This window comes from Dolosigranulum pigrum ATCC 51524, from assembly GCF_000245815.1.
GTDB classification, from domain to species: domain Bacteria; phylum Bacillota; class Bacilli; order Lactobacillales; family Carnobacteriaceae_A; genus Dolosigranulum; species Dolosigranulum pigrum.
In genome coordinates this window covers 101,610-123,507 of sequence record NZ_JH601103.1, presented here as the reverse complement: position 1 = coordinate 123,507, position 21,898 = coordinate 101,610, and the positions used below count along the sequence as shown (strand labels likewise).

17 protein-coding genes and 2 pseudogenes are annotated in these 21,898 nt (G+C 38.9%); 16 read left to right on the top strand and 3 right to left on the bottom strand.

The genetic code is table 11. The features are described from left to right. The first annotated feature begins 161 nt into the window (after window positions 1-161). From HMPREF9703_RS00515 to HMPREF9703_RS00500, 4 genes are all read left to right on the top strand, one after another. Window positions 162-1,778 carry an ATP-binding cassette domain-containing protein gene (locus HMPREF9703_RS00515; RefSeq protein ID WP_004634676.1) on the top strand — a complete coding sequence of 539 codons (1,617 nt, stop codon included), beginning with the start codon at window positions 162-164 and terminating at the stop codon, window positions 1,776-1,778. 138 nt (window positions 1,779-1,916) lie between these two features. Further along, window positions 1,917-2,099: a DUF4093 domain-containing protein gene (locus HMPREF9703_RS00510; RefSeq protein ID WP_040376749.1), complete on the top strand. Its 183-nt coding sequence runs from the start codon at window positions 1,917-1,919 to the stop codon at window positions 2,097-2,099. Beyond that, entirely contained in the window at window positions 2,092-2,982 is an 891-nt protein-coding gene (gene rsmA / locus HMPREF9703_RS00505) for a 16S rRNA (adenine(1518)-N(6)/adenine(1519)-N(6))-dimethyltransferase RsmA (RefSeq protein WP_004634674.1), read from the top strand. Before HMPREF9703_RS00510 ends, rsmA begins: the two co-directional genes overlap by 8 nt. A 177-nt stretch (window positions 2,983-3,159) precedes the next feature. Next, window positions 3,160-4,125, top strand: a complete 966-nt coding sequence (locus HMPREF9703_RS00500; RefSeq protein WP_004634672.1) for a ZinT/AdcA family metal-binding protein — start codon at window positions 3,160-3,162, stop codon at window positions 4,123-4,125. A 141-nt stretch (window positions 4,126-4,266) separates the two neighbouring features. On the opposite strand, the gene argS is transcribed toward HMPREF9703_RS00500, so the two are convergent. Next, window positions 4,267-5,958, bottom strand: coding sequence for an arginine--tRNA ligase (argS, locus tag HMPREF9703_RS00495; protein ID WP_004634671.1), 1,692 nt, complete (start codon window positions 5,956-5,958; stop codon window positions 4,267-4,269). 313 nt (window positions 5,959-6,271) lie between these two features. On the opposite strand from argS, the gene HMPREF9703_RS00490 reads away from it, so the two are divergent. The 6 genes from HMPREF9703_RS00490 to rnmV all read left to right on the top strand — a co-directional run bounded on the left by HMPREF9703_RS00490 (window position 6,272) and on the right by rnmV (window position 11,621). Next, entirely contained in the window at window positions 6,272-6,607 is a 336-nt protein-coding gene (locus tag HMPREF9703_RS00490; protein WP_004634668.1) for a single-stranded DNA-binding protein, read from the top strand. A gap of 206 nt (window positions 6,608-6,813) precedes the next feature. After that, window positions 6,814-7,530 carry a response regulator transcription factor gene (locus tag HMPREF9703_RS00485; protein WP_004634664.1) on the top strand — a complete coding sequence of 239 codons (717 nt, stop codon included), beginning with the start codon at window positions 6,814-6,816 and terminating at the stop codon, window positions 7,528-7,530. Between the two features lie 2 nt (window positions 7,531-7,532). After that, entirely contained in the window at window positions 7,533-8,990 is a 1,458-nt protein-coding gene (locus tag HMPREF9703_RS00480) for an ATP-binding protein (protein WP_004634662.1), read from the top strand. A 23-nt stretch (window positions 8,991-9,013) separates the two neighbouring features. After that, window positions 9,014-10,195, top strand: coding sequence for a class I SAM-dependent rRNA methyltransferase (locus tag HMPREF9703_RS00475; protein WP_004634660.1), 1,182 nt, complete (start codon window positions 9,014-9,016; stop codon window positions 10,193-10,195). A 95-nt stretch (window positions 10,196-10,290) separates the two neighbouring features. After that, window positions 10,291-11,064 carry a TatD family hydrolase gene (locus HMPREF9703_RS00470; protein WP_004634659.1) on the top strand — a complete coding sequence of 258 codons (774 nt, stop codon included), beginning with the start codon at window positions 10,291-10,293 and terminating at the stop codon, window positions 11,062-11,064. Further along, entirely contained in the window at window positions 11,064-11,621 is a 558-nt protein-coding gene (gene rnmV, locus HMPREF9703_RS00465) for a ribonuclease M5 (protein ID WP_004634657.1), read from the top strand. The genes HMPREF9703_RS00470 and rnmV overlap by 1 nt, the downstream gene beginning before the upstream one ends. Before the next feature lie 257 nt (window positions 11,622-11,878). Here the strand turns inward: rnmV and HMPREF9703_RS00460 are convergent, their stop codons facing one another. After that, window positions 11,879-12,478 (bottom strand): TetR/AcrR family transcriptional regulator, encoded by a 600-nt coding sequence (locus tag HMPREF9703_RS00460; protein ID WP_004634655.1) that lies wholly within the window; start codon window positions 12,476-12,478, stop codon window positions 11,879-11,881. 129 nt (window positions 12,479-12,607) lie between these two features. On the opposite strand from HMPREF9703_RS00460, the gene HMPREF9703_RS00455 reads away from it, so the two are divergent. Both HMPREF9703_RS00455 and HMPREF9703_RS08530 read left to right on the top strand, forming a co-directional pair. Further along, the gene (locus tag HMPREF9703_RS00455; RefSeq protein ID WP_004634654.1) at window positions 12,608-13,309 is read left to right on the top strand and encodes an ABC transporter ATP-binding protein; all 702 of its coding nucleotides are present in this window, start codon (window positions 12,608-12,610) and stop codon (window positions 13,307-13,309) included. 9 nt (window positions 13,310-13,318) lie between these two features. Next, on the top strand, window positions 13,319-17,356 hold the full coding sequence (locus HMPREF9703_RS08530) for an FtsX-like permease family protein (RefSeq protein WP_004634652.1): 4,038 nt from the start codon (window positions 13,319-13,321) through the stop codon (window positions 17,354-17,356). Between the two features lie 116 nt (window positions 17,357-17,472). Here the strand turns inward: HMPREF9703_RS08530 and HMPREF9703_RS00440 are convergent, their stop codons facing one another. Beyond that, a complete protein-coding gene (locus tag HMPREF9703_RS00440; RefSeq protein WP_004634650.1) occupies window positions 17,473-17,760 on the bottom strand; it encodes a hypothetical protein in 288 nt (95 codons plus the stop codon). Between the two features lie 282 nt (window positions 17,761-18,042). On the opposite strand from HMPREF9703_RS00440, the gene HMPREF9703_RS09250 reads away from it, so the two are divergent. The 4 genes and pseudogenes from HMPREF9703_RS09250 to HMPREF9703_RS09110 form a co-directional block, all read left to right on the top strand. Beyond that, window positions 18,043-19,359 carry a sensor histidine kinase gene (locus tag HMPREF9703_RS09250; RefSeq protein ID WP_081476603.1) on the top strand — a complete coding sequence of 439 codons (1,317 nt, stop codon included), beginning with the start codon at window positions 18,043-18,045 and terminating at the stop codon, window positions 19,357-19,359. Further along, window positions 19,358-19,813 (top strand): annotated as a pseudogene (locus HMPREF9703_RS00430) (DNA cytosine methyltransferase); the annotation flags it as partial. The gene HMPREF9703_RS09250 and the pseudogene HMPREF9703_RS00430, both read left to right, overlap by 2 nt. Before the next feature lie 98 nt (window positions 19,814-19,911). After that, on the top strand, window positions 19,912-20,928 hold the full coding sequence (locus HMPREF9703_RS00425) for an acyl-CoA thioester hydrolase/BAAT C-terminal domain-containing protein (protein ID WP_040376741.1): 1,017 nt from the start codon (window positions 19,912-19,914) through the stop codon (window positions 20,926-20,928). 42 nt (window positions 20,929-20,970) lie between these two features. Beyond that, window positions 20,971-21,897 (top strand): annotated as a pseudogene (locus HMPREF9703_RS09110) (helicase-related protein); the annotation flags it as partial. Window position 21,898: the final 1 nt, after the last annotated feature.

Genomic DNA, 21,898 nt, shown 5'->3' with positions numbered 1-21,898 from the left:
CAATAATGTTTTCCTAACCTTTTTCGATATGCTTCATTAATTATTTAATGATTTAAAAAAAGAAAGGGTTATCAGTTGACTGGATAAAAAAAGATGTGATATTATGAAATTAAGATAAGATTTTTAGTTATCTGACATCTATCGGAAAGGGGGATAGCATCATGTTTTACTATTTAAAAAAAGACAAGAAAAGAGTGTTTATACTGAGTATTGTCATTATCATTAGACAGTTATTATTAGTGTATAATATGACGATTAATGCTAGAGGATTGAATGCTTTAATTGCTTTTAATTTTAGTGAGTTTATTAAACAGAATGTATATTTAGTTATTTTGTGGATTATTATTGTTATGATGGATATTAGAATCAAAATTTCCAAGGAAAATTTGATTCAAGATTTGATTATCGAGATAAAACAGACCATTTCCAATCATCTCAAAAATCAAAATTATCGACAATATCACAAACACTCAGAAGGGACATATCTTTCTTGGTTAAATAACGATATGCAACTAATAGAGACAAAAGGATTTAACCAATTTTTTAATATTGTTCAAGGTTTGGCGGGGATAACATTCGCTGTTATTTCATTATTTATGTATCATTGGTCACTCACAATTGTAGTAGCTTTAGGAGCGAGTGTGATGATGTTGGTGCCTAAGTTATTTTCAGATAAAATAAAGACATCTAGTCAAGCTCTAGCGCAATCAAACGCTGAATATGTTGAAGAAGTAGAAGATACATTACATGGGTTTAATGTTTTTTTTGGACTAAATATATTGAGACGATTGCCAAAGAAAATTTATACAGCGGCAATAGGATTGAAACAAAGCATCATGGAGCAAACAAAAGTAGAAGCCTTTAGTTTCTCAGTTGGATTTGCCATTAATGTGTTGGCTCAAATAGGTATTACGTTTTATGCAGGGTTATTAGCGTTCAATGGAGTAGTCTTAATTGGAACTATTGAAGCAACAGGTGGATTAACGGATATTATATTTAATTCGCTTAGTCAGCTTTCTAATCAGATCACGCTGATTAATGGGGTTACACCAGTGTTTGACAAATTTAAGCAAATGGATGCGAGAGAACTAGAAGATTTTAGTAGAATAGCTGAACAGGTGGATAATCAGAAAACATCGATTGTCTTTAGTGGGAACCAAGTATCATTTGCGTATGAAGACAAGCAGGTTTTTAGTAATTTAACGTTTACCATTCATCAAGGACAGAAGTATCTGATTAAAGGTCCAAGTGGTTGTGGGAAGAGTACTTTCTTAAAGGTGCTGGCGAGTTATTTGCAGACATATGAAGGAGATATACAATATTTTGGACAGCAATTGAGTGTTATTCCATCCCACATTATTCGTGATCAGATTATGTATATTGATCAAACGCCTTACCTATTTAATCAAACTGTTAGAGAGAATATTTCGTTAGGTGATAAATTTACAGATGAAGCGATTGTTGACTCACTTGTGCGTGCAGGGTTTAGTGAAAATAGGGCTAACGAATTGATTGATTATCAAGTTAGTGGGAATGGGAAAAATTTATCAGGCGGACAAAAGCAACGGATTACATTAGCAAGAGGATTAATAAGAAATAAGCATATTTTATTAATGGATGAGAGTACATCAGCGATTGATCAAAAAACTGCTCTTGAAGTGCAAGAACGTATTTTAGCACTACCTGAACTGACCGTTATGATGATCAGTCACCAAACAAGTGAAGATGTGCGGAAGTTGTTTGATGAAGTGATTAATTTCCCAAATGATTTAATATAGAAAAATTGGGTTTATCAGGTTATCCCTAGTTGTTATATATATTTAAAATAGGTAAAATAGGAGTAGGAGACTAACTTCACAGTCTCCTGCTTTTTTACTTTTGTATTACAAAAAGAGAAGTTTTCTTAGTCTTTCTTAATGAAGATGGGCTTGATAGGAAGAGATTATTCGGCCGGGCTGAGAGATAAGTTGGGGCAGAAACTCAGGATTGGGTACACGAATGGCAAGCAGCTGAAGAAGCGGTTGGAGCTGTTCGGGATTAGTGAGGATGAAGTCGAGAGGGCGTTGGAAGAATTAAAGGAGAGTGACGGAAGTGACTAGAGATATTGCAAATCCAAGCAATACGATTGCAATTTTGAAGCGATATAATTTGCAAGCAAAGAAGAGCTTGGGACAGAATTTCTTAATTGATACGAATATTTTAGAGAAAATTGTAGCAGCAGGATCAGTTGATAAGCGAACAACAGTAATTGAGATTGGGCCAGGGATTGGGGCATTGACAGAACAGATTGCTCGACACGCTAAGCAGGTCTATGCCTTTGAGATTGATCAGCGGTTAATTCCAGTACTGGAAGAGACATTGGCGGATTATACCAATATTGAAGTGTTTAACCAAGATATATTAGACGTTAACCTATCAGAATTTGAGCGTAACTATTTGGCGGAAGCTGAGCGGGTGGTGGTGATGGCGAATTTACCTTACTATATTACCACCCCGATTATTATGGGGATCTTAGAGTCAGGCCTAGAAGCGGATCAGTTAGTCTTTATGGTCCAAAAAGAAGTGGCCGCACGGATGTCAGCTGAACCGGGAACAAAAGATTATGGCTCTCTGTCGATTGCTCTGCAATATTTTGGGGAGCCGGAACTTGCCTTTACGGTGCCACCAACTGTCTTCAAACCACAACCGAATGTGGATTCAGCTATTATTCAGATTAAATTGCGCGATAAGCCGGCTGTCGCTGTCCAAGACGAAGAATTTTTCTTCAAACTTGCGAGAGCGGGCTTCGCTCAGCGTCGAAAAACCTTGTGGAATAATATGAAGATTGCATTCGGTAAGGAAAAAGATGTGCAGGCACGTATGAAGGAAGCGTTAGCAGCGGCAGATATTGATGCTTCAAGACGCGGTGAAACATTAAGTATCGCTGAATATGGAGCACTGGCTGATGCGCTAGTTGCTCGGGACATTCAATTTGTAAACTAATCGGCCGTGCATTCAATTATACAACTCATCGAAAAAAGCTTCTGATTGAAAAACACTTGACAAGTGATGTTGGGTAAGGTAAACTAGTAAATCGTAATGGTTATTGTTTTCAAAAATAATTAAATAAGTCTAATAGTATCTGTAATCATTATGATTTTGAAATAAAGGAGAGATAATGTGAATCGTTTTATAAAACGTGGATCGATTGTATTAGTAACTGCGGGAATCCTAGCTGGATGTGCGAGTGATCAACAAGCAGCTGACAGCCAGCAAGTTGAAGAGCCAGCTATTGATAATCAAGATACAGCTGAAGAAGCCAGCGATGTGGCACAAACAGTTGATATCGAGGGCTTACAAGATCACTACCATACGGGTGATAAAGTAAAATTAATTGCCAAAGATGATGGAGCTGCCTGGCAATGGGTTGACGGAAATGATCAAGTCATTGGCGACTCAGAGATGTTAGAAATTGACGCAAAAGATGGCCTACAAGTGAAAGCACAAGCATTAGATGATAATGATCAAATTATCGGTGAATCAGATCTAATGGAGATTCATATCGATGATCATCACGGAACGGATGGCGATGAAGTTGCTTCACGGATATATAGTGGATTTTTCTACAATGATGAAATTGAAGCGCGTGAGTTAAGTGATTGGGAAGGGCAATGGCAGTCTGTTCATACCTACTTAGCGGACGGGGACTTAGATGAAGTGATGGAGCATAAGGCTGAAGCAGCGGATGATCCGGAAAAAACTGCTGAGTATTACAAAGAATATTACACTAAAGGATATGAGACTGATATTCAATATATTGATATTCATGGCTCAGAAGTCACCTTCACGGATGAAGAAGGCGAACAACAATCAGCTGATTACGAGCATGATGGCCATGAAGTCCTTGAATATGAACGGGGAAACCGTGGTGTACGTTTTGTCTTCAAGCGAGTAGGCGACAATGATAAGATGCCAAAATATATTCAGTTCTCTGATCATGCTATCGCGCCACAAGAGGCTCTTCACTACCACTTATACTGGGGCGATGATCGTCAAGAACTCTTAGATGAAGTTGAGCACTGGCCAACCTACTATCCTATTGATTACACGATCGAGCAGATCAAAGCAGATATGATGGCGCACTAAGCTGCTTAAATAAAAAAGTGGATTATCCTCCACAGCGCTAAAGCATAAATAATAGTCTAAAAAATCTAAATTGAAACAGGAAAACCCCTGTCACAGCTGATGTGACAGGGGTTTAAAGTTGTTGTTGAAAGGCTATTCAGATTACATTTCTTCTGGTGATGGAACACCGAGTAAGTCAAGACCGATATGGATGACTTCCTGAGTGGCATCAACTAGAGCGAGTAAACTTTCTTTATTCTCGCCAGCTTCCATTACGTGAACATTCGCGTAGAAACGGTTGAATGCTTGCGCTAAGCTTAAAATATATTTAGTAATGATTGATGGTTCGTAGTTACGGTATGCGCGTGCAATTGCTTGTGAGAATTCCTCGATAAGCTTCACTACACGCCAACTGTAATCATCGTCTAAGCCGACTAAGTTAGTATGTGGTTGGCGTTCGTAGCCAGCATTTTCTAAGATACTTAAGGCACGAACACGTGTGTATTGAACATATGGACCGGTTTCGCCTTCGAATTGAACAACTTCATCAATTGTAAAGTCGAAGCTATTTTTACGGTCATTTTGCAAGTCGTGGAATACAACCGCACCGACACCGACTTGTTCTGCCACGTCTTCTTTATTCGCTAAGTTAGGATTTTTCGCTTCAATTTGCTCTAAAGCTTTAGCAGCAGCTTCATCTAGAACATCTTCTAATAAGATGACTTTCCCTTTACGGGTAGAGAGTTTCTGGCCATCTTTGGTAATAAGACCGAATTGAATGTGGTGCATGTCTTCTTGCCATTCGCGTCCCATCTCAGCTAAGACCGCTTTTAGTTGAGCGAAGTGATTGGCTTGCTCGTGGCCGACCACGTATAAACTCTGAGCAAAGTCATAGGTCTCATGACGGTAGTTCGCAGCAGCTAAGTCACGTGTAATGTAGAGAGTTGCTCCGTCTTTTTTCTTAATGAGGGCTGGATTTAGGTCATATCCTTCTAAATCAACAATATAAGCTCCTTCATCTAGGACGGTCAACTGCTTGTCTTCTAACTCATCTAAGATGGGCTGCATTTTATCGTTGTAGAAGGCTTCTCCTTTAGTTGAATCAAATTCAATATGAAGACGATCATAAATTTTGTTGAATTCTTTTAAAGAGACATTACGGAATCTTTCCCATAATTGCCAAGCTGTTTCATCGCCTTGTTCTAATTTGTGGAACCACAGACGGCCTTGATCATCTAAAGCAGGATCTTTTTCAGCTTCGTCGTGGAACTTAACGTAAATACGAAGCAATTCTGCAATTGGTTCATTTTCGATGGCTTGTTCATCGCCCCATTGTTGGTAGGCGTAGATTAACTTACCGAATTGGGTTCCCCAATCGCCTAAGTGGTTGATTCGAATCGGGGTATAGCCAACTTTAGCCAAAATATTCCCGATCGCATTCCCGATAACGGTTGAACGCAAGTGACCCATTGACATAGGTTTGGCAATATTAGGACTGGACATGTCAATCGGCACATTACCACTGCCGAGTTCAAGCGATCCATAATCCTTACCGCGTGATTGAACATCTTGAATAACAGCCTGAGATACTTTTGAGCGATTAAGGAAGAAGTTAATGTAAGGTCCTACGACTTCAACCTTTTCAATTAAGTCATTATCTAATTTCTCAGCTAAGTTTTTAGCGATTTCAGCTGGATTTTGGCGGAAAATTTTAGCCAATTGGAACGTTGGGAAAGCAACGTCTCCGTGTTCTTCTTGTTTAGGGGCTTCCAGTAGTTGGTGAATGTCCTCTACTGTTAATTGGTTATCTAGTTGTGCATGGATAATTTGTGCTATCTCTGCTTGAATATTCACATGAGTTCCTCCTGTATAATTAATAATGGTAAGTCGTGGTAGCACGAGCTTGAGTATGTGATTAATGGTTAATCATAATTTATAAAGCACTTCATTTCTGAAGCTTTCTATATCTATTGTACCGCAGATAGGGCTAGAATGCTATTAGAATAGCCGATTTTTATTTAAGAACTTTATTTAAGAACTTAGGCATACCAGCTTAACTGATAGCATTTGGAGTGGTAAAAGAAAAGATACGTTAAAAAACTAATGCTGGTTTTAGTTGTGTATTTATATAAGTGAAGGCAATAAAAAGAAAAATGGAGGGATTTTGATGAATCGATTGACTGTTGTGGGACGAATCGTGCGAGAGGTGACGTTGAAGCAAGTGGGTGAGGATCGGATTGTACTCAATAATGTGATTGCCGTGCAGCGGTTATTTAAGTCGGAGAATGGGCAAGAGGCTGATTTTATTCCATTCGTTGTCTGGGGCAAGAAGGCAACGTTAATTGAAGAATATTGTGATAAAGGAGATTTAATTGGTCTCGATGGACGCTTGCAGTCACGGAGTTATGAAGATGATAGTGGAGAGCGACAATATGTGATTGAGATGAATGTCGATCACGTGCAGTTCTTGCAACCTAAAAAAGATAAAACAACTAATTTTTAATGAGTGTATAAGCTGAAGAGGAGAGGCCTGCTGATGTTGAGTGGGTCGCTCTTTTTTAGTGGGTATTGGCATAAGGAAGAATTTTTTATTTTTTTGTTAAATTTCCTGATTTTAAGCTATTTATTCGTAGATTCATTATGTATTATTCAAAGTTTTGATGTACAATGGGAGTAGAGATTTTTAGATTTAGAAAAGGTGGCGAAATAATGAATATTTTAATGATTGAAGATAATGAATCTGTCAGTGAAATGCTTGAGATGTTTTTTATGAAAGAAGATTGGAATGCAACGTTCATTCCAAATGGGCAAGAAGGTTTGGATACGTATATGGCGTCTCCAAGTCAATTTGATTTATTAATTCTGGATGTGATGTTACCTGATTTGGACGGGATGGCGATTTGTCGCGAAATCCGTCAGTCAGGCGATAATGTGCCGATTATTATGTTGACCGCGAAGGATACAGAGAGCGATGAAGTAATCGGCTTGGAGCTGGGAGCGGATGATTATGTGACAAAACCGTTCAGCCCATTAACACTAATTGCACGTATTAAATCGATTTATCGCCGGGCTTATGAAGTGACGGATACGGAAGTAGAGATTAAGCAGTCTAATTATGAAATTGAAACAAAGCACTTGCAGATGGATAGCGAAACGCGAGAAGTCTTCTTATACGGTGAGTTGTTGGAGAATTTGACGCCGAAAGAATTCGACTTATTGCACACATTGGCGAGTCATCCTAAACGCGTCTTCTCCCGTGAGCAATTATTGCAACTAGTTTGGAATTACGAATACTTCGGTGATGAGCGGACCGTGGATGCACATATTAAGAAGTTACGCCAAAAATTAACACCGAATGGACCACAAGTGATTCATACGGTTTGGGGTGTCGGCTATAAGTTTGATGACTCTGAAGCGAAGGATTAGCAATGAAGCTACCTTATTTTTACCAGCAAATGCTGGGCTTCTTTGCGGTCATTGTGACGTTAATGTATATTTCAATTTTTTCTTTCTTTCACTTTACGCGTAATGCAGCGCAAGAAGCCACACAGAATGATTTATTTAAATATGCAGAGACGGTTGTGGAGAATATTTACCTGTATCAAAATGTGGAGCGGGAACAAGCTTTATTGAATAAATTTGATATTAATTTATTCGTGGCGAACGAACATGGTGATGTCATTTATCCACATTCGCCGGAGTTAGGTCAGAGTACGATTGTGCCAGAAGAGATTGATCAGCTAAGAGAAGGGCAACGAGTTACGTCTGTTGTAGAGTATAAGACAGCTGAGAATAAGGTGGAGGAAATGATGTTAGTATATGTTCCTTTCTTCACCCAGAGCACGCAAGAGTTCAGTGGATTTGTAGCAGCTGCTACGCCAGTTAGTATGGTGACGAGTGAAATTGTGCAGTTAGAGACCCAACTTTTCCATGCTTTCTTAATCGCAACAATTATTGCGATTATTATTAGCGCCTTGTTAGCACGTTATCAGGTGAATCGAATCAATCATTTGCGAGAAGCGGCACATACGGTGGCAGAAGGTGAGTATGATGTGCGGGTAGAGCACGGTGATCGTGATGAATTAGATGCGTTGTCACGTGATTTTAACAAGATGGTATTGGCACTGGAAGAGACTGAAAAAGCCTTGAACCGACAAGAAGAGCGGCGGAAGACTTTCATGCAGGATGCAGCCCATGAGATGCGGACGCCACTGACAACGATCAATGGGTTGTTAGAAGGATTAGAACATAATGTGATTGCAGAAAATAACCGTCTGCGCAGTATTCAACTGATGCGCAAAGAAACGACTCGCTTGATCAGACTTGTTAACGAGAATTTGGATTATGAAAATATTCGCTCCAATCATATCAAGTTGAACAAAACCCACATTTCACTTAAAAATATTTTTAGTGAAATTCGCTATCAGATGGATAAATTAGCCAATGAATCGAATAATCAATTAGAGATCGCAGAGGCGAATGAGCTGACGGTTTATGCTGATTATGACCGCTTGAAGCAAATTTTTGTGAATTTAATTAAAAATGCCATTCAATTTACCGAAAATGGAAAAGTATCGGTGAAGGCTTGGAAAAGTGAGTATGGGACAGTGATTGAAATTGCCGATACGGGTATCGGGATGAGTGAAGAGCAGTTAGCTAATATTTGGGAGCGATATTATAAAGCAGATGCTTCCAGACGAAATACTAAATATGGTGAATCAGGCTTAGGTTTATCCATTGTTCAGCAACTCATCACACTACATGATGCGCGGATTGATGTGACCAGTGAAGAAGGAATCGGCACAACCTTTCGCTTAGAATTTCCGGACTCACCAGAACAAGCACAAGGATTGAACCGCCAAGGAAAAAAAGATTTGATCGAATAACAGAAAGGGAACGATATTACTAGATGAAGACAAAGCAAGTAAGAGAATTAGCAACTAATCGCATTAAGGCAGGATACCCCGCTATTGAGGAGCTAGATTTCGCTTCGCGCCTCAGCAAGGAGGATAAAGATGGTGATTTACTCCGTCTGATTGGTCATAATGAAGAGTTCTTAGGTCTTGGCTACTTAGGAAAAGAGAATCGCTCAGTCGGCTGGATGTTAACGGATCAAGAAGAGACGATTGACCAATATTTCTTCCAAAAGTTATTCATGGATGCTAAAGCAAAACGTGGTTCGTTGTATGCAGATGAAGGGACAAATGCTTTTCGCGTTTTTAACGGTGCTGGCGATGGACTGGGTGGCTTAACGATCGATTATTATAATGACTATTATGTCGTCTCGCTGTACAATCAAGGGATTTATCGCTTCTTAGATGCTATTCAGCAAGCACTGTTTGATGTATTCAAGGAGGCTAAAGGGATCTATGAGAAGAAAAATGTGGCCGGTAAACCTACTCAGAGTCGTCTGATTCATGGAGAAGAAGCCCCAGAGCCGCATCTTGTCCGCGAAAATGGCATTCGTTATGCCACGTACTTAAATGATGGCTGGATGACAGGGATTTTCCTCGATCAACGTCATGTGCGGGCAGCGATGATGAATCAATATGCGGTGGGTAAGCGTTTATTGAATTTGTTTAGCTATACGGGAGCCTTTTCCGTAGCAGGAGCGATGGGCGGAGCGACTCAGACAGTTAATATCGACTTAGCCAATCGTTCAAAGGAACTAACAGCTGAGCAGTTTGAAGTGAATGGATTGAATCCTGATGATCATGAAATTCGCGTGATTGATACGGCTTCGTATCTTGATTATGCCAAAAAACACGCCCTTGAGTTTGGGGTAATTGTGATTGATCCACCAACATTTGCGCGGAGTAAAGCAGGAACATGGCGGATTGAAGAAGATTATCCACAAGTGATTGCGGATAGTTTGGCTGTGTTAGAGACAGGTGGGACACTGATTGCTTCGACCAATGCATGGATGTTATCGGCGGATGAGTTTTATGATTTGATTTTGGCGGGTTTCAAGCAAGCGGGTGTGGATGGTGAAGTGATTGAGACATATGGCCTTCCAGAAGACTTCCCCACAAATCGTCAATATATCGAAAGCCAATATTTGAAAGTCTTTGTCTTACGAAAATTAAATTAGATAGTGGCATGCAGAAGAATAGTGGATTTTCTTCTGCTTTTCTATAGTTAGCGTGTTATAATAAAAAGAGCAATCAGATAGTTGAGGAGAATGTTATGTTTTTCGATACCCATACGCATATTAATGTGAAGCAATTTAATGAAGATGTTGAGCAGACAATAGATCGAGCACGTGAGGCGGGGGTGACGCGCATGTCGGTGGTTGGATTTGATTATCCAACTATTGAGCGGGCTTTTGATCTGGCTGCAAAATATGAAGGGATTTATCCAACAATTGGCTGGCATCCAACTGAAGCGGGTAGCTTCTCTGATGAAGTGGAGGACTTTTTGCGTCAAGCTTTAGGTCGTCAAGAGGTCGTGGCAGTTGGCGAGATGGGCTTGGATTATCATTGGATGTCGGATCCGAAGCCTGTTCAGCACGAAGCTTTTCGTCGTCAAATCCAGTTAGCAAAAGATGTTAGCAAGCCATTGACGATTCATAATCGCGAATCGACCGAAGATGTCTATCAGATAATGAAAGAAGTTGGTTTACCGGAAGCTGGGGGGATTATGCATAGTTTTGGTGTAAATACGGAATGGTTGCATAAGTTTTTGGACTTAGGTTTTCATATTTCTTTAAGTGGTGTAGTGACGTTCAAGAATGCACCGGAAGTGAAAGAAATTGCGAAAGAAGTGCCACTCGAGCGCTTATTAATTGAGACAGATGCCCCGTACTTAGCGCCAGAACCGAATCGAGGCAAGCGTAATGAACCGGCTTACGTGCGCTATGTTGCTGAGGAAATTGCACGCTTGAAGGGATTATCACTAGAAGAGATTGCCACACAAACAACTCAAAATGCCAATCGTTTATTTAAGTTGGCGGATCAATGATGCAGGTGAAAGAAGTAATTGTCGTGGAAGGTCGCGACGATACGCAACGGATAAAACTAGCTGTGGATGCTGATACGATCGAAACAAATGGGTCAGCGATCGATAGGGATGTCATTGATCAGATTAAACATGCCCAAGCTAAGCGCGGTGTCATTGTCTTTACTGATCCTGATTTTCCTGGTGAAAAAATTCGAAAAATCATCTCGCGTGAAGTACCAGGTGTCAAACACGCATTTTTAACACAGGATGAAGCACGCCCCAGCCATAAAGGCAGTCTGGGAATCGAACACGCTAGCCGAGAGAGTATCCGGCAGGCTTTATCAGCGGTGTATACTGAACAAACAAACACCTCTACGTCAGAACCGGTCTCTAAAGCATTCTTAATGAAGCATGGATTAATTGCACGCCCGAATTCCGCTGAGTTACGAGCAGAGTTAGGACGACGGCTGCGCATCGGCTATACGAACGGTAAGCAGCTTCAAAAACGACTGGCTCTTTTCGGTTTAACCGAAGCAGATGTTGAATCAGGCTTGGCAGAGATCGCACGTAAAGACTAAACGTAAAAATATAAGGTCCCCAAAAAGTTAGAGCAATGATCCTAACTTTTTTGGGGGCCTATTACTATATTAAAGTTTTTTGTTTTATACGAGAGAGTACTATCAGCCAAGGTCGAACCAAAATGTATTTCAAAAAAGATTTAATAGGAACTGCAATAGACATTATAAATATATCTGAAATAGTTGTTGATATAGGTGTTCAGGCCGTTATTTATGCCAATTAGTGGCTTCTACAACGGAGTACTTGCTTGTTATGTCTAATGATCTTGTGGGTTCAAGCCATAGTTAGCAATCGGTTGAATGCCAGCTTCGCTAATAAACTGAGCAATTGCTTCAGGCGATTCTTGCATGCCGCGGTCGAACCACTCCCAGATCACACTTGTATAAATCGCCGAAATCATCACGGCTACATAATTATCGGGTACCATAACATGAGCAGGGCGCGTCCAATGAGGCAATTCATTCATTTTTTCAGAGACAATATTGGCAATCACTTGCTCGAAAGTAATACGCATACTGGATGATCCGTTTGGGCCGAGTAAGGCACTGAGTAAATCAGCATGCGTCGCAATGAGGTGCGTGATATCGGTTAATAACCGGGTGATATCATCGTAGTTATGCGCTAAATCAGCTGTATTGAATTGATCCACGGTTTGGGCTAGTTCATGAACAATATCAGCTTGAATCGATTCCATTAAGTCATCGATATTATCATAATGCAAGTAAAAGGTGGCACGATTAATATTGGCTGCTTTTGTCAGCGAGCTCACCGTTAAATTATGCAGTCCATGAGCATTGATTTTCGAAATTAAAGCCTCTTGAATGGCTTGCCGTGTTTTTTCCTGACGTCGGTCCATGATTTTGACTCCTTTTCTTAACAAAAATAGACAAAATGTTGTTTAATAAACACATTATATAATAATGACCTTATTTTTTCAAAATGATACGTTATAATAAATGAGTAAGTGAGTGAGAGGAGATGAATAATGAGTTATATTGATGTAATTAATGAGTCGAAATTCTTCACCTCAGGAGAGTCCAAGGTGACGGCCAATGATCAGATGACATTCAATATTGAAAAAGGCGAATTTGCAGTAATTGTGGGGCCATCTGGGGCAGGAAAGACGACCGTGCTAAATATGTTAGGAGGCATGGATTCAGCGGATGAAGGAGAGGTTATTATTGATGGCAAAAATATTGCTGAGTTCGATACGAAACAACTGACCCAGTATCGTCGCGATGATGTGGGATTTATTTTTCAATCGTATAATTTAATTCCCAATTTGACAGCGAAGGAAAATGTTGATTTTGCCGCTGAGATTTCGCCAGATGCACTGGACTCAGAAAAAGTACTGGAGGATGTGGGGTTAGGTCATCGGAAAGAGAATTTCCCTGCTCAGTTATCGGGTGGGGAGCAACAACGTGTGGCGATTGCTCGAGCGTTGGCGAAGAAGCCGAAGCTCCTCTTATGTGATGAACCGACTGGCGCACTAGACTTCGAAACAGGTAAAAAGGTACTGGAATTGCTTCAGTTTTCTAAAGAACAATATGGTGCGACAGTGGTTGTCATTACGCATAACCAAGCGATTGCGCCGATTGCTGATCGGGTAATCGAAATTGCGGATGCCAAAGTACGGAACATGACGATCAACGAGTCACCGGCTAGTGTTGACTCGATTGAATGGTAGGTGGCGTAAGTGAAGTTATCAGCCTTATGGAAAGATACCTTTAGAGAAGTGAGAGGCACGTTAAGTCGATTTTTATCTATTTTTGCTATTATCTTTTTAGGTGTTGCGTTTTTTGCTGGCTTAGTAGCGACGGGACCGGTTATGATGGAGACATCCGATGCGTATTATAAGGAGCATAACTTAGCTGATATGCAAGTGTTGTCGACGGGCGGACTGGTCGATGAAGATATTGAACGACTGGAAGCCGTGGAGCATGCGGTGGTTGAACCGGGCTATATGTTGGATATCTTAATCGGGGATAATCAAGCAGTCCGGCTTTTCGGAATAAACGATGATACAGTGATGAATCAATACAATGTGCAGACTGGACGATTACCAGAATCTGTCAATGAGATTGCGCTGGATAGGGACTTAGCTTCTGATTATGAGTTGGGTGACATCGTGCAATTGGTAACAGAAACAACCGAAAATTATGCCGATCATATTGATCAAGACACGTTCGAATTGGTTGGATTTGTCGATTCGCCCCTCTATATCGAAATGGATAACCGTGGCTATACCACTATTGGAACCGGGGTGTTGAATGGATTTGGGGTGGTCCAGGATGAGGTTTTTAACTTGGATCAATATAGTATGCTGAATGCTCAGTTCCAAGATATTCAAAAGTTCGCCTTTTATTCTGATGACTATGAACAACAATTGGCCCAACGAACAGAAATGGTTGAAGAAGCTTTTGATGGGCGAGAAGAAGAACGCTTGGCCGAGATTAGAGCAGAGGCAGAAGACGATATTGCCAAGGCCCGCGATGAGATTGAAGTGGCTAAGCAAGAATTGAATGAAGCAGAACAAGAATTGTTGGATGCTCGCGAAGAATTAGATCAAGGTTGGGCGGACTATGAAGCGGGTCGTCAAGAATTGGAGCGCAAAGAGCGTGATGCTGAGATGCGCTTGCAGACGGCGCGCAATGAATTGGCAGCGGGGCGCGAACGATTAAGCCGAGAAGAAGCGCGGTTGCGCCAAGGTGAACTACAACTGCAGGAAGCAAGGGCACGATTGAACCGTGAGAGCGCTCGGCTAGCGAAAGCCGAGCAGGAATTAGAAGCCGGCCAGGAAGCATTCCGGGCCGGGCAAGCGGAGTTGGTGGACGCTGAAGATAAGTTAGCGCGAGGTCGTCAGGAGTTCCAACAAGAGAAGGCAGCGGCTGAAGGGAAATTGGCAGCTGGCGAACGCGAACTGGTCCAAAAACGAGCGGAACTGGATGCCGGTGCGGAAGCACTGGCAGCTACGCGCGAGGCTATCCAGGTGATTCGCCCGGCTGTCAAGCGGGGGGAAGTGCCGGACTTGAGTGCGTTACCTGATTTGGATCAATTAGTGGGAAGTTGGCTGGATAAGGATCAACTGCAAGCAGAGTTAGACGCATTAAATATTGATGCTGAACAACTGGAACACGAATTGCGTGAATTGGAAGCTGCGTTAGCTCAATTAATTGCCGAGGCACCATCTGCGGAGCCGGTTGATGAATTAATTGAACCAGCTCCGTCATTAGAAAATGACGCCAATATGGATAGTCAGACTTCAGAATCTACAGCTGAAGCTGACTCGACTAATCCAACTTCACCAGCTGCGAATGCTGAACAGTCAACTAAGGCTATGGCGGAGTTTAATCAAGAAAAAGCAGTACTCGAACGTCGCATCACTGAAGTGAAAAAAGTACTAGCAGCTGTTCGCAGCCAAATAGAAGAGAAGCACGGCCAATTGCCACATGCTTTAGATCAAGTAGCATGGCGTGAGCGTGTCCTCGCGTGGCTAGCTGAGAAAGAAACGGAACTTGATCAGCGTGAAACAAAGCTTGAAACGGGTCGCCAGCAATTAGTTAAAGCAGAACAGGAATTAACCGCTGGGCGTCAACAGATGAAAGCAGAATTGGCAGAGGCGCGTCGTGAATTAGAGGCGGGCGAGCGGGAAGTACGAGCCGGCCGACAAGAGCTAGCTGAAAAACAAGCAGAACTCACTGCTGGCGAGCGACAATTAGCAAGTGGACGCCAACAACTAGCAGCGGGACAAGCTGAATTATCGCGACGTCAAGATCAAGTTTCAGCTGGCTGGGAGCAACTTCAAGCTGGTCGAGCGAAATTAGCAGCCGGTGAAGCTGAGTTAACTCAGCATGAAGAAGCAGCGCGTCAACAACTGGCTGAAGCTGAGGCAGAATTAATGGATGCTCGAACTCAGCTGGAAGCCGGTGAAGCTGATTATGCAGCAGGACGAGCCGAATATGAAACAGAAGAAGAGTCAGCCCTTAGTGAAATTGAAGAGGCTGAAGCTGATATTGTACAAGGGGAAGAAGACTTAGCAGATTTAGAGGTTGATTATACGTTTAATGATGCCTTAAGCTTCCCTGGACTTTCTGAATATGGTGAGAATGCTGAACGGATGCAGTCCATCGCAACTATTTTTCCAGTCTTTTTTGTTCTTTTAGCCTTGTTGATTTCTTTAACAACCATGTCTCGTATGGTGAGTGAAGGTCGTACCCAAATTGGGACAATGAAGTCACTCGGTTATTCCAATACATTAATTGGGGTAAAATACTATATGTATGCTTTTGTGGCAACAATTGCCGGAAGTATCGGTGGATTGTGGCTCGGTTTTTGGCTATTCCCGACAATTGTAATGGAAGCTTATACGGCGATGTACCGGATGATTCCAGCGCAGACCCGATTTTATGGATGGATTTCACTCATATCTGTTATCGGAGCGCTATTAGCAACGGGCTTAGCCACCCACTTATCACTGCGGTCATTGCTCCGACAAAATGCGGCTACCTTACTGCGACAAAAAGCGCCTAAAGTCGGACAGCGCAATATCTTAGAGCGTATTCCAGCGTTATGGAACCGACTGTCGTTCACCCAAAAAGTCTCTGCGCGTAACTTATTCCGTTATAAAGGCCGGATGATTATGACAATTATTGGTGTTGGCGGCGGAGTTGCCTTGCTTTTAGCTGGATTTGGCTTAGCAGATTCAATCAGTGATATTGGCGATCGTCAATTTAATCAAGTGTATAACTATGATGCGCTTGTCCAAGTTGACACCGACGAATCAGCGGAGCATATTGAATCCCTTGAAGAGACCTTACTGGAGCAATCACTCGTTCGAGATGTTGCTCGTGTGAAACAGAAAAACATAACGATTGAAGCAACGAAGCAGTATGATGGGATAGTTTTGGTGCCGGAAAATGTCGAGGAATTTGATCAATTTATTCACCTCTATGATGCAGATGATCGCGAGACCATTTATCAATTAGACGATGAACAGGTAATTATTTCTGAAAAATTATCAGAACTAACGGCTGTTGAAGTAGGGGATGAGTTGACCGTATTGGATAATCAAGATGAACCGCAGACAGTCATCATTGGCGGTATCGTAGAACACTATGTCGATCATTATGTATATATGTCCCCTACATTATACGAGCAAACATTCGGGGAAACACCGGACTTCGATGCACGGTTCGTTCAGTATGATTCAGATGCCAGTGGACCGGAAGCTGATGAAGAATCCTTCCGCCAGCAAATAGCTGAAGAACCAGCTGCTTTGGCTATTATCTTACAATCAGATATTTTTGATCTAATTGAGACATCTCTGGGGAGTTTAGAAGTAGTCACAATGGTCTTGATTGTTTCGGCGGGCGCACTGGCCTTTATTGTCTTGTATAACTTGACGAATATTAATGTCAGTGAACGTGTCCGAGAATTGTCGACGATTAAGGTGCTAGGCTTCTTCGATAAAGAAGTGACGACCTATGTATACCGCGAAACATTGATCCTTACCATTATGGGAATTATTGTCGGTATGGGGACGGGTATCATCTTGAACCGTTTTATCTTAGATACAGCAGAACTGGATTTCTTAATGTTTGTTCGCGAAATTCATGGAAGTAGTTATCTCTATGCGACATTACTCATGCTAGGCTTCTCGATGATTGTCATGACCGTCATGCACTTCAAGCTCAAGCACATTGATATGCTAGAAGCCCTGAAGACAAAAGATTAATCGAAGCGATGGCTAGTAAATAAATAAGAGCGATAAGTTCAAACGAAGGACATATCGTATCAAAAAAGGCTCACTCCACTAATGGGGTGAGCCTTTAACTATGCTGAATAAAGTGACTATTGAGTGAATATGACGAGGGAAGCACCAATAATGATGCACAGAGGTGTCCCCACAAGTACGATTAAGACAAATCGAGTAAAATCAACGGAGGAAAAAGATCGCTTATTGATAAAATAGTAAACGATTGGATAGATAATAAGCGGCACTAAGGTGTTGATAACAATAGGATACTGATCGAATGATCCACGCGATAGCCAGTAAAAAAAGCCGATTCCAGCTACTTGAAATAAGTAGATGATCATAAATGTAGCAAACGAAAATCGTTTATCTGTGAAATTACTCATAAAACTACCTCCTTAACATTAGTTTACATAATATATCAAAAATTAGCAACCGTTCTATTTAAATAATAATTTTCCCCCCTAAAAATTACCAATTAATAATAACTTCTGATTTCAGTATAAGAAATAAGTTACTCTGATAAAAGTAATCATTCTTATTCGGTAGCTATTAGTTCTTATGTGGTTTGAGTGAATGTTGTCATGAAATAGTATATGTTCACTTAAGACAAGAATAATACCGAATAAGAAATATTTCTGTTGTAGGTGTGCATTTTTTGATATGATATGAATAATAAGGAGAATGTGGTGATGGATACTAACATATACATATTAAGAAATATTGTTTATTATTATTTAAATTTACAAGCTATATTGTATATAAGCGATTCGAAAAATATAAATATACAACATAAATATAAAAAGATAATAATAATTATTATCACTAGTTTTGTGCTAGAAGCGGTAGTTGCTGATCTGTTTTTTATATCTCAGTTGAGTAAATTTATATTTTTTATTATAACGTATAAATGTTTAGTTAATAATAAGAGACAATTTGATTACAAGTTAATTAATATTATTATTTTCAGTGATATTATTAGAGAAACCGTTGATATGATAATTAATATTAGTTTTAGGCATATCTTCAAAAATGAGTACATCACATTCAACGAAGGATTTCTCGAGCTATTAGTCATTAGTTTGATTTTTATTGTGTGTATATATTATATTAAACCATATTATAAACAAATTACTGAAGATACAGGGCTTGGACCAGCAATTATGGGGATATTCATATCTTTCACATTATTTTTAACATTTAACAATTTAGTTATTAATGCAACTGATCAACTGTATAATTATCCATTATTGTCATTATTTTTATTCTCTCAGCTTGGACTTGCCGGCGTTCTATATTTTTTCTTAAATAAAATATATAATCGACAAGTTAATAAAAAGAAAATAGAAATGTTAGAGAAATATACACAAGATCTTGAAAATAGTCATCTAAAATTGAGGAAATTTAAGCATGATTACAAAAACTTACTTCTATTAATAGATAGTTTATTGAAGGAACAAAAATATACCCAAGCACAGCTATATTTAAAAGAACTTAATGATTATTCAACCGATGAAATGATGTCAACAGTATCTTCATATAGTGATATAGACAATATTAAACATGATCAATTTAAATATTTATTATTGGAAAAAATCTTTAAAATGATTAAAGAAGATATTTTGTTTCATTTTGAATGTAAACAACAAATGAGTAAATTTAATATGAATGATTTTGATGCGGTTCGATTAATTGGTATTTTATTAGATAATGCGATAGAAGCTACATTAGAAATTGAAAAAAAGCAAGTTAATATAGTGGTCAATCAAGTGGACGAAACACTAGAAATAACAATAGAAAATACGTATGAAGTTGACCAATTAAGTCATGTGGAAATGTTGTATCAACCAGAATATACGACTAAAAGTGGTCATGATGGTTTAGGATTGACTATTGTGGATCAGATGAGTAATTCGTATCATAATTTATTTGTGCAGTATCATCCAACAGATTATTTTTTCACTGTTGTTGTTATAATAACTTAGGGAGAGGATATTTGTTGTTTCATGTCTTGGAGCAAATAACTTTTCTTTTAATAAATTGGAGAGGAAAGAAACAAGACCACTAAGTGAATTTTTAGAAAAGGATGTAAGTGAACTTTATACAATGACCCAACCTTATATGCTGAAATTTTTAAATAAAGGTATAGATAACAGTTTTAGAGGGCGGCTCAAAGTGATTAAAGATTTTTCGTATACTATTTCTACAAAACAAATGAGAGTACCTAATTCTGGAATAATAGATATTGGAAATGGTCAGTATAGGTATTTAACAGAAAGAGAATGTTTAAGACTCATGGGTTTTGATGATAGTGATATAGATAAACTAGAGGGAGTATATCCAAGAAGAAAGAATTGTAATTCAAGCAAACTGTATAAGCAGGCCGGCAATTCTATTGTGGTTAATATTTTAATGGCGATTATTAAAGTGTTAATGTAGATTAGTGTAAATAATATTCTAAAGATGATATAATAACTACAAGCAGATTTTTTAAATACTAGTAGAATCTGTATTCTATTTTAAAGTAGGGGAATAAAATATTTTTTATAATCTTTTCAATTGTTATTATTTTAGTAGTTTTAGTTTTTATTCTTAGAATATATAATGACCATAAGTATAAAGATATCAATGCTTTGAAAATTCCTGAATATTATAAGGATGTTACTAATATAAGTTTATATCCTACAGATATTGATGGAGTTGATGTAACTTATGTAGATGAGGGTAGGATGCAAGGGTTTAGATTTGTGCCTAAGGAAAAATCACATAAGGGTCTTGTAATTTGTTTTGGAGGTTCTGAGGGAAGTCCAAATTTTGAGACTGCTAAAAGATTGGCTGAAGAGGGATATGAAACCTTTGCACTATTTATGTTTGGAATGAAAAACCAAGAACAAACTCTGAGAAAAATTCCTTTAGAACAATTTGAAAATGTCATCAATTATTTAAATAAAAATATAAAAGACAATAAGCCAATAAGTGTTTTGGGAGCGTCAAAAGGTGCAGAATATGCCCTTAATTTGGCTAGCAAATATTCTGAAATAGATAATCTGATTTTAATAGCACCTTCATCTTATAATTTCGCCGGTTTAGATTTTGAAGATTATGGTTCATCATGGACATATAAAGGCAAGGAACTTCCATATATAGATATAAAAAAATCATCATTTAATTCATTTTTTAAAAATATTATTGTTCCGAATATTATTAAAAGTCCTATTAGCTATAAAGAAACTTATAATAGTGCAATAGAAAAAGACTCATCAAGCCAAGATAAACTAATACCAGTCAAAGATGTTAAGGCAAATATATTGATGATTGTAGGCGAGGATGATTTGATGTGGGATAGCCTTGCTATGGCAAATAAAATAAAAGAACAAAACCCTAAGGCAAAGATTTATTCATATAAAGGAGCAGGGCATATATTTGCTGGCAATGGTGTTTTAAATTTAGGAAAAATTAGAATTGCAACAGGTGGGACAGCTGAAAACAATGATAAAGCAGAAAGTGAATCAAGAAAAACTATTGATGCTTTCTTAAAAGAAAACCATAAATAAAAAAATACTTGGGTATTTAAGGACGGTAGAAATTTAAAATCTATTGTCTTTTTTTGCTCTAAAAAGGAGGTAGTAAATGATTTTAAGAATATACAAGAAGCAATAAAGTATGAAGTGTTACAAGACGAAAAAGAATATTTAAAACTCTTAAAAGTTATAGGTAATAATCAGAAATATGATTTTTATAGCCAATTAAGTATATACAACAAAGAACCTGAAGATAGAGATTATGCGACTTTTGATATGTGGAAAAAATATTTTGGCAGAGTTGTTATGAGAGGTCAAAAGAGTATTCCAATTTTAGTTGGAAGTGATATAAATCAAAGAGTTTCATATATTTTTGATATTAGTCAGACTACATCAATGGATAGGAATATTAATGAGGTTAGTTTATGGCAGTTTGACCACGAAAATCATAACGAGGATTTAAAAGAAATAATAAGAGATTCTTCATTTGAAGCTAGTGATTCACTCAATGAAAATATATTTTCTTTGAGCTGAATTTATGGAGATGAATATATTCACTTGGCTCTTGCTGATTTGAGAATAGATATAGAGGATAGACTGAGTTTTGAAAAGTTTATGAGAGACTCAATATCCTATGCGATAGTTAATAGGTTTAATACATCCTATCCTATGGATATGGAAAATTTAATAAATAATTTTTCTAGAATTAATACAATTTCTTTAGAACAGATAGGTCTTGTAATATCAAGGGTTAGTGAAGATATTATAGATAAAATAAAAGAAAAATCTAAGGAAATGGATCGTGCTAGGATGCTGACAGAAAGGGCCGCTGCCGACTATAATAGAGATATAGAAAATATAAATGAAGATAGAGGAGGTCAAAATGATTTATATAGACGAGTTGATAGGTCAAGAAGTAGAGATGGACGAGTTTTCACAGATGGAAGCGACAGAGGAAATAGCGATGAAGCTCAAAGAGAAAACCTTGGATATGAAAGCAAAT